General features: G+C 75.9%; 6 protein-coding genes. 4 read left to right on the forward strand and 2 right to left on the reverse strand.

Annotated elements, in window-relative coordinates; all coding sequences use genetic code 11:
• The coding region (locus RIF68_RS18380) for an asparagine synthase (protein ID WP_309052362.1) at positions 1 to 1,555 on the reverse strand (1,555 nt) is incomplete at its 3' end.
• A 539-nt stretch (positions 1,556 to 2,094) separates the two neighbouring features.
• On the opposite strand from RIF68_RS18380, the gene RIF68_RS18385 reads away from it, so the two are divergent.
• The 4 genes from RIF68_RS18385 (at position 2,095) to RIF68_RS18400 (ending at position 7,233) form a co-directional block, all read left to right on the forward strand.
• A complete protein-coding gene (locus RIF68_RS18385; RefSeq protein WP_309052358.1) occupies positions 2,095 to 3,552 on the forward strand; it encodes an MFS transporter in 1,458 nt (485 codons plus the stop codon).
• Between the two features lie 75 nt (positions 3,553 to 3,627).
• Entirely contained in the window at positions 3,628 to 4,812 is a 1,185-nt protein-coding gene (gene lhgO / locus RIF68_RS18390; RefSeq protein WP_309052359.1) for an L-2-hydroxyglutarate oxidase, read from the forward strand.
• A 234-nt stretch (positions 4,813 to 5,046) separates the two neighbouring features.
• Positions 5,047 to 5,787, forward strand: a complete 741-nt coding sequence (trmB, locus tag RIF68_RS18395) for a tRNA (guanosine(46)-N7)-methyltransferase TrmB (protein WP_309052363.1) — start codon at positions 5,047 to 5,049, stop codon at positions 5,785 to 5,787.
• A 90-nt stretch (positions 5,788 to 5,877) separates the two neighbouring features.
• The gene (locus RIF68_RS18400) at positions 5,878 to 7,233 is read left to right on the forward strand and encodes a PrsW family intramembrane metalloprotease (protein ID WP_309052360.1); all 1,356 of its coding nucleotides are present in this window, start codon (positions 5,878 to 5,880) and stop codon (positions 7,231 to 7,233) included.
• An 87-nt stretch (positions 7,234 to 7,320) separates the two neighbouring features.
• Here the strand turns inward: RIF68_RS18400 and RIF68_RS18405 are convergent.
• Positions 7,321 to 8,324 (reverse strand): M23 family metallopeptidase (locus RIF68_RS18405; RefSeq protein ID WP_309052361.1); only part of this gene is annotated, 1,004 nt, incomplete at its 5' end.

An 8,324-nucleotide genomic window follows, 5' to 3' on the forward strand; every position in this document is an offset into this window, starting at 1 on the left:
CGGGGGCGGCGCGGTTGGCCTCCAGGACCCGGCGGGCGGCCGTCTCCAGTCCGGTCCGGTAGGGCGTACGGGCCAGGCGTCGCGCCGCGCGGTAGACGGTGAGCGGCACCAGGAGCGCGCCCGCCGAGGGGCCCGAAGCCTTGGCGAGGGCGGTCACGGGCCGCACCAGGGAGCGCCGCCTGCGGTCCATCAGGAGGTCGGCCAGGCGCGCCGGGTGGGCGTCCAGGACCTGCTTGGCGCCCATGCCGGTGAAGTGGTCGGCGCTGCCGCCCGCGAGGCGCCTGCGGTGGCGTTCGGCGGAGACCAGCGCGGGACCCGGTTCGTCGGTGAGGGGGCCGTCGAGCGAGGCGTACGGGAGGGCCTCCTCACCGGCCGCGACGACCACGTGGTGCAGGCGCGGGTCGGCGGCGAGGGCGCGGGCCCGCTCCAGTTCGGCGGTGCGGCCGGGCCCCGGCCGGGTCGCCAGGTCGTTGAAGGTGACGGCGAGCAGCCGCTCCCCCGCGCCCGTGCCCTGGCCGGCGATCGTGCCCGGGACGCCGGGCAGGCCGGCGGCGAGGAGGGCGAGCGTGCCGGAGGCGCTGCCGCCGGACAGGTCGGCGCCGATGCCGGGCGCGGGGCCCCCGCCCCGGGCGGCGCGCCGGTCGGCCGGACCCATGCCGGGGACGGGTCCGGGGTCGGGCAGGGGCGCCTCGGGGGCGTGCCGGGGAGCGGTGAGCCGGGCGCGTACGGACTCGACGAGGGCGTCCCGTACGGATTCGACGGCCTGGCGCGGGTCGGCCTCGGGCGCGGCGACCGCGAGCGAGGCGACCCGCTCGTACCCGGCGATCTCCCGCGAGCCCTCGCGGAGGATCAGGGCGTGACCCGGCGGGACGCGCCGCACCCCTTCGTAGGGGGTGGAGTCGCGCAGCGCCTCAGGTGTCTCGGGGCAGGCGAGCAGGGCCGCGAGGTGGCCGATGTCGAGCTGGGCCTCGATCAGGTCGGCCAGCGGCAGGGCGGCGGTGGCGTAGGCGGTGCCGCCGGCCCACGGGGTGTGGAAGACGGGCCGGGCGCCCGCGAGGTCGCCGGTGACGGTGATGCGGCGGCCGGCGCGGACGACGGCGGTGTAACTGCCGGGCCAGGCGGTGAGGTGGCGCAGGGCACCGCCGCGGGCGGTGAGGAGGCCGAGGCGGAGTTCCTCGTCGCCGGCGGCGCAGCAGCCGAGGACGGCGAGGCGGGTGTGGTCGTCGACGGCGACCACGCGGATCTCGTCGGGGCGCCAGTCGCCGACCGCCCACAGCGGGTCGGGGTCGCCCCACAGGAGCTGTGCGCCCACCGGCTGCACCGTGCGCCCCTCGGCCGCCGGGCCGGCCGTGCCGCCGTACCCGGAGCCGTACGAGGAACCGGGACCGTACGAGGAACCGGGACCGGAGGCGTACGGGGATCCGTACGCGGGACCGGAGCCGTGTCCGCCGCCCGCCGGGCCGGAGCCGTACGCGCCGCCGGCCGCCCCGGCGCGGGCCCCCGCGGCCGTCGCGAAGCTCGCGGCGACACTGCTCCAGCCCACCAGCCATCGCATCGGCGCCTCCACATCCGTTTCGGTGGGAGACATGCTGCCACGACAACGGCGCACGGGGCGGGGTGCGGGCGCACGCGCGCGAAAGCCGAATGCGCCCCTGGCATGGGCCAGTTGGCGACGGCGTCATTCGGCCGATTCTCGACCGCCCCCGGATGTTTCGCGGGTGTCCGGCACAGAGCGGCGGTCCGGGAGGCGCTCCCGCCCCCCGGCGCCGTCCGCCGCCCGCGGGGAATGGGGCGGCGGCGTCCCCCGGCCCGCGGCGCCGGGACTCCCGCCCCGGCCGGACGGGCCGACCCACGCGTTCCTCATGGAAGCGCTCCCCCCGGTCCCGGACGAGAGCGCACGGCCGGGCGCACGGCCACACGGGCGGAGCACGTCCCGTACCGCCGCCGGCCGCCCCCGGATCCGTCACACAACAATCTCGCCATACGGAACACCGACCCTTAACGGTAGGGATGCGGCGAACTACGCTGTGTTCACGAATGCCGCACGCCCATGCCCGGCGTCGTGGCGGCCGTCTGGGTGTCGAGGGGTGGCGCATGTCCAGGGAGCAACGCGGGCCGAACGAAAAGCTCGGCACGGTTCTCGCCCTCGCGGGAATCAGCAACGCCGGCCTCGCCCGGCGGGTCAACGACCTCGGCGCGCAGCGGGGTCTGACCCTTCGTTACGACAAGACCTCGGTGGCCCGGTGGGTGTCGAAGGGCATGGTGCCGCAGGGCGCCGCCCCGCACCTGATCGCCGCCGCCATAGCCCAGAAGCTGGGCCGGCCCGTCCCGCTGCACGAGATCGGGCTCGCCGACGCCGACCCGGCGCCCGAGGTGGGACTGGCCTTCCCCCGCGACGTCGGCGAGGCGGTCCGCTCGGCCACCGACCTGTACCGGCTGGATCTGGCCGGCCGACGGGCCGGCGGGGGCGGCATCTGGCAGTCCCTGGCGGGCTCCTTCGCCGTCAGCGCGTACGCGACGCCGGCCTCCCGCTGGCTGATAACCCCCGCCGATCCGTCGGTGGAGCGCGAGCTCGCCCGGCCCCCGGCGGCGGGCGGCACGGGGGGCGCGGCCCCGGCGGACGGCCCGGAGCACGTGCGCGTGGGCCACAGCGACGTGGCCAAGCTGCGCGAGGCGGCCGAGGACGCGCGCCGCTGGGACTCCAAGTACGGGGGCGGCGACTGGCGCTCCTCCATGGTGCCGGAGTGCTTACGCGTGGACGCCGCGCCCCTGCTCCTCGGCTCCTACTCCGACGAGGTCGGCCGGGCCCTCTTCGGGGCGACCGCCGAGCTGACCCGGCTGGCCGGCTGGATGGCCTTCGACACCGGCCAGCAGGAGGCCGCCCAGCGCTACTACATCCAGGCGCTCCGGCTCGCCCGGGCCGCCGCCGACGTGCCGCTCGGCGGCTACGTCCTCGCCTCCATGTCCCTCCAGGCCACCTACCGGGGCTTCGCCGACGAGGGCGTCGACCTCGCGCAGGCCGCCCTCGAACGCAACCGGGGGCTCGCCACCGCCCGCACCATGTCCTTCTTCCGGCTCGTGGAGGCGCGGGCCCACGCCAAGGCCGGTGACGGCACGGCCGCCGCCGCCGCGCTGTCCTCCGCCGAGGGCTGGCTGGAACGCTCCCGGCGGGGCGACGCCGATCCGACGTGGCTCGGCTTCTACTCGTACGACCGGTTCTGCGCGGACGCCGCCGAGTGCTACCGGGACCTGAGGATGCCGCACGAGGTGCGCCGCTTCACCGCGCAGGCGCTGTCCCGGCCGACCGAGGAGTACGTCCGCTCGCACGGGCTGCGGCTGGTGGTGTCGGCGGTGGCCGAGCTGGAGTCCGGCAACCTGGACGCGGCCTGCGCCGCCGGCACGCGCGCGGTGGAGGTGGCCGGGCGGATCTCGTCGGCCCGGACCACCGAGTACGTACGGGACCTGCTGCACCGCCTGGAGCCGTACGGGCACGAGCCGCGCGTGAAGGAGCTCAGGGAGCGCGCCCGGCCGCTGCTCGTCGCCCCGGCGTGACACGCGTCCCACCCCGTGGGCGTTTAGCGGCATTGTCAGTGGGCCAGTGCACTATCGGGGTGGGAGGTGGCGCTGGTGTTTGACTGCGACGTGCTGGTGGTCGGCGGGGGGATCGTCGGTCTGTCGACGGCGTACGCCCTGACGCGCCGCGCGCCCGGCACGCGCGTCACGGTCCTGGAGAAGGAGCGCGCCCCCGCGCGCCACCAGACGGGCCGCAACAGCGGGGTGATCCATAGCGGCCTCTACTACCGTCCCGGCTCGCTGAAGGCGCGGTACGCGGTGCGAGGCGCGGCCGAGATGGTCAAATTCTGCGCGGAGTGGGGCATTCCGCACGAGGTGACGGGGAAACTGGTCGTCGCCACCTCCCGCGCGGAGCTGCCCCGGCTGCACGCGCTCGTGCAGCGCGGCCGGGAGAACGGCATCCCGGTGCGGGAGCTGGGCCCGGCGCAGATCACGGAGTACGAGCCACGGGTGCGGGGGATCGCCGCCATCCACGTCGGCACGACCGGCATCTGCGACTACGGGGCCGTCGCGGTCCGGCTCGCCGAGGCCTCCGGGGCGCGGATCCTGTACGGGGCCCAGGCGGCCGCCGTCGACCGGCGCCCGTGGGGCGTGGCCGTGCGGACCACGGACGGGCGGATCGTCCGCGCCAGGGTCCTCGTGAACTGCGCGGGCCTCCACTGCGACGAGGTGGCCCGGCTCGCGGGCGACGACCCGGGCATGCGGATCGTCCCCTTCCGGGGGGAGTACTACGAGCTGGCCGACCCCACGCTGGTGCGCGGCCTCGTCTACCCGGTCCCCGACCCGGCCTTCCCCTTCCTCGGCGTGCACCTGACCCGGGGCATCGACGGCGGCGTCCACGTCGGGCCGAACGCGGTCCCGGCGCTCGCCCGGGAAGGGTACGGATGGTCCGTCGTCCGCCCCCGCGAACTGGTCGGCACGCTGGCCTGGCCCGGCTCCTGGGCGATCGCCCGGGAGCACTGGAGATACGGGGCCGGTGAACTGCGGCGCTCCCTGTCGAAGCGGGCCTTCACCGAGGCGGTGCGGCGGATGCTGCCGGTCGTGGAGGAGTCCGGCCTGCGGCCCGCCGCCGCGGGGGTACGGGCGCAGGCGGTGCTGCGGGACGGGACGCTGGTGGACGATTTCCTGATCCGGGAGGCGCCCCGCACGGTCCACGTGCTCAACGCGCCCTCCCCGGCGGCGACCGCGTCCCTGCCGATCGGCCGCGACATCGCCGCCCGCGCCCTGGCGCACCTGTAGGGACCGCACCGCCGGTGCTCCCGGCGTCCCCGGATCCGGCCGTCCGCGGCTCCCGGCGGGTGGCTGCGCGTGCCCGGTCAGCTGTCCGTGCCGGTCGCTGCCCGGCCGGCCGGCGACAGCGTGCCGGGCCGCAGGCGTCGTGCCGGGCCGGCGGGGGCGCCGTAGGATTGGCGCATTGTGGGTGAGCAGCCAGAGAACGTCAGTCAGCAGAACATCGCACGCCGCGGCAGCCGGATGTTCGCGCCCGGAGAAGGGCCCTCGCCCGACCCCGCCGGCGCGCACTTCGAGCGGCGGATCCGGAGCTTCCAGCCCCGCCGCAGCCGGGTGACCGCCGGGCAGGCGGAGGCGATGCTGAAGCGGTGGCCCGACTGGGGTCTCGACATCGACGGCAAGCGGGTGCTGGACCTCGGCGAGATGTTCGGCGGCCTGCCGGTCGTCCTGGAGATCGGCTTCGGAATGGGCGAGGCGACCGCGCAGATGGCCGCCGCCGACCCCGGCACCGGCATCCTCGCCGTCGACGTGCACACCCCCGGCCAGGGCAACCTGCTCGGCCTCGCCGACCGCAACGGACTCACCAACGTCCGCGTGGCCAACGGCGACGCGATCATCCTGCTCCGCGAGATGCTCACCGAGGACTCCCTCGACGGCTGCCGCGTCTACTTCCCGGACCCCTGGCCCAAGAAGCGGCACCACAAGCGCCGCCTGATCCAGCCCGACTTCCTCACGCTGCTCGCGACCCGGCTCAGGCCCGGCGGGGTGCTGCACTGCGCCACCGACTGGGAGCCGTACGCCGAGCAGATGCTGGACGTCCTCTCCGCCCACCCGGACTTCGAGAACACCGTGCCCGACGGCGGTTACGCCCCCCGGCCGGCCTTCCGCCCGCTCACCCGCTTCGAGGGGCAGGGACTGGACAAGGGCCACGTCGTCCACGACCTCCTCTTCGCCCGGAAGCGGCGGGACCGGGACGAGCGGTAGCGGCCCCGGACGGTCCCGTACGGCCGGGCCGGGACAGCCTGGCCCGTAACCCCGTCGCCGCTGTCGGCGGCCCTCGTTAGGGTCGTCGACGTGCCCCAGTCGCCCGCCGAAGCCCCCGCGTCCGAACACCCCGCCCAGGGCGAAGCCGCCGCGCCCGTTCCGCACCGTGCCCCAGGGGAGCCCGCCTTCCCGGTCGCCGCGGACCGCACCCAGTGGCGCTACCGGCCGCGCCGCGCGTTCTGGCGCAGCCGGCTGGTCCGGGCCGTCGCCGTGATCACCGTGCTGGCGCTCTGCGCCCTGGTCATCCTGGCGCTGGTCCGCGAACAGACCGGCACCGAGGGCTTCCTGGTGGGCCTCGGCCTCGCCGTGCTCCCCGTACCGCTGCTCATGGCCGCCTTCCGCTGGCTCGACCGGGTGGAGCCGGGTCCGTGGAAGAACCTGCTGTTCGCCTTCGCCTGGGGCGCCTTCGCCGCCGCGCTCGTCGCGATCCTGGCCAACTCCTTCGCGGTCCGCTGGATAGCGACGGCCACCGCCGACCCGGACGCGGCGGACAACCTGGGCGCCACCGTCATCGCGCCGGTGGTGGAGGAGAGCGCGAAGGCCGCCGCGATCCTGCTCCTGTTCCTCTTCCGCAGACGCGACTTCGGCGGCCCCGTCGACGGGGTGGTGGCCGCCGGATTCACCGCCACCGGCTTCGCCTTCACCGAGAACATCCTCTACCTGGGGAACGCCTTCGGTGAGGACCAGGAGTTCGGCACCTCAGGGCTCGGCTCGGTCACCGCCGCGACCTTCTTCGTCCGGGTCGTCATGTCCCCCTTCGCCCACCCGCTGTTCACGGTCCTGACCGGCCTCGGCTTCGGCTTCGCCGCGCTCGCCCCCCGCGGCAGGCGGCTGCGGAAGGTGCTGCTGCCGCTCGCCGGACTGCTCCTGGCCATGGGCGTCCACGCCCTGTGGAACGGCTCGGCCACCTTCGGCGGCCCGCTCGCCTTCTACGCCGTGTACGCGGTCTTCATGGTTCCGGCCTTCGGGCTGCTGACCTGGCTCGCCGTGTGGAGCCGGCAGCGCGAACTGCGCACGATCTCGCGGGTGCTCCCGGCGTACGCGGCGGCCGGCTGGCTCGCCCCCGCCGAGCCGCCGGCGCTCTCCTCCCTGCGCGCCCGCCAGGTGGCCCGCACCTACGCCGCCCGCGCGTACGGGCCCGAGGCGGCGCGGGCGGTGGGCGAGTACGAGTCGTTCGCGACGACCCTCGCGTTCCTGCGGGACCGGGCCCGGCGCGGGGTGGCGGGCCCGGACTTCACCGCGCGGGAGCAGGAGCTGCTGCACCATCTGTGGCAGCGCCGCCCGGTCGCCTCCCCGGCGCTCACGTACGCGGCGCGGGCCACCGGGCGGGCCTGGGCGCCGCCGCAGTATCTGGACTACGGCGACTTCAATCCGTACCGGAGCTGATCACGCGTTCGGGGACCGGCGGCCTGTCCCGGGAACACCGGCGGGCATGTTCCGGGATTTCCGAGGTAGACGGTCCCCGTGCCCCTGCTAGAGCGACAGACCCTTGGAGCGGAGCCACTGCGCCGGGTCGATGCCGTCGCCGCCGGAGGTGTGGACCTCCAGGTGGAGGTGGGGGCCGGTGACGTTGCCGGTGGCGCCGACACGGCCGATGGTCTCGCCGGTGCCGACGGTCTGGCCCGCCGCGACGGTCATCGAGGAGAGGTGGCAGTACCAGATCTCGGTGCCGTCGGCGAGCTGCAGCACGATCCGGTAGCCGTAGGAGCCGGACCAGCCGGCCGAGGTGATGGTGCCGCCGTGGACGGCCTTGAGCGGGGTGCCGGTGGGCGCCGCGAAGTCGAGGCCGGTGTGGTAGCCGGAGGACCACATGTTGCCGGACTGCATGTAGGTGGAGGTCAGGGTGTACGAGGAGAGGGGCATCGCGTAGTCGGCGGCGAGCTTCGCCAGGCGCTCCGCCTCGGCCTTCTCCGCCGCGATCCGCTCCGCCTCGGCCTTCGCCTCGGCCTCCGCCCTGGCCTTCGCCTCCGCTTCCGCCTTGGCCTTCGCCTCGGCCTCCGCGGCCGCCTTCTCGGCGGCGGCACGGGCGTCGGCGGCGGCCCTCTCGGCGGCGGCGCGCTCCGCGGCCTCCCGCTCGGCGGCGTCGGCGGAGGTCTGCTGCTGCTCGGCCTGCTGGAGGATGCGGGCGCGCAGCGCCTCGCCCGCGTCGGCGGCTCCGGCCGTGGGCCCGGCGGCGCCGGTCGCGGCGCTCGCGGTGGCGGCCGCCGTGGTGCTCTCGTCGGAGAGCGTGGTGTACGCGGCGGCGGTGAGCGGGTTCGGGTTGGCGCGCTCGGCGCTGACCGGCTCGGGCGCCTCGTCGGGAAGCAGTTCGCCGACGCCGGGCAGGTCGTGGGCGTCCGGCAGATCGAGCTCCGGGAGGTCCGGGAGCGATATGGCGACCGGGGGCCTGTCCTGCGCGGTGGCGAGGCCGCCCGCGCCGACGGCCGCGATGACGCCGACGCCGAGGACGGTGGAGGAACGGGCGAAGTTGGAGCGCT

Origin of the sequence: Streptomyces sp. (genome assembly GCF_031178505.1) — a bacterium.
Classification (GTDB): Bacteria; Actinomycetota; Actinomycetes; order Streptomycetales; family Streptomycetaceae; genus Streptomyces; species Streptomyces gulbargensis.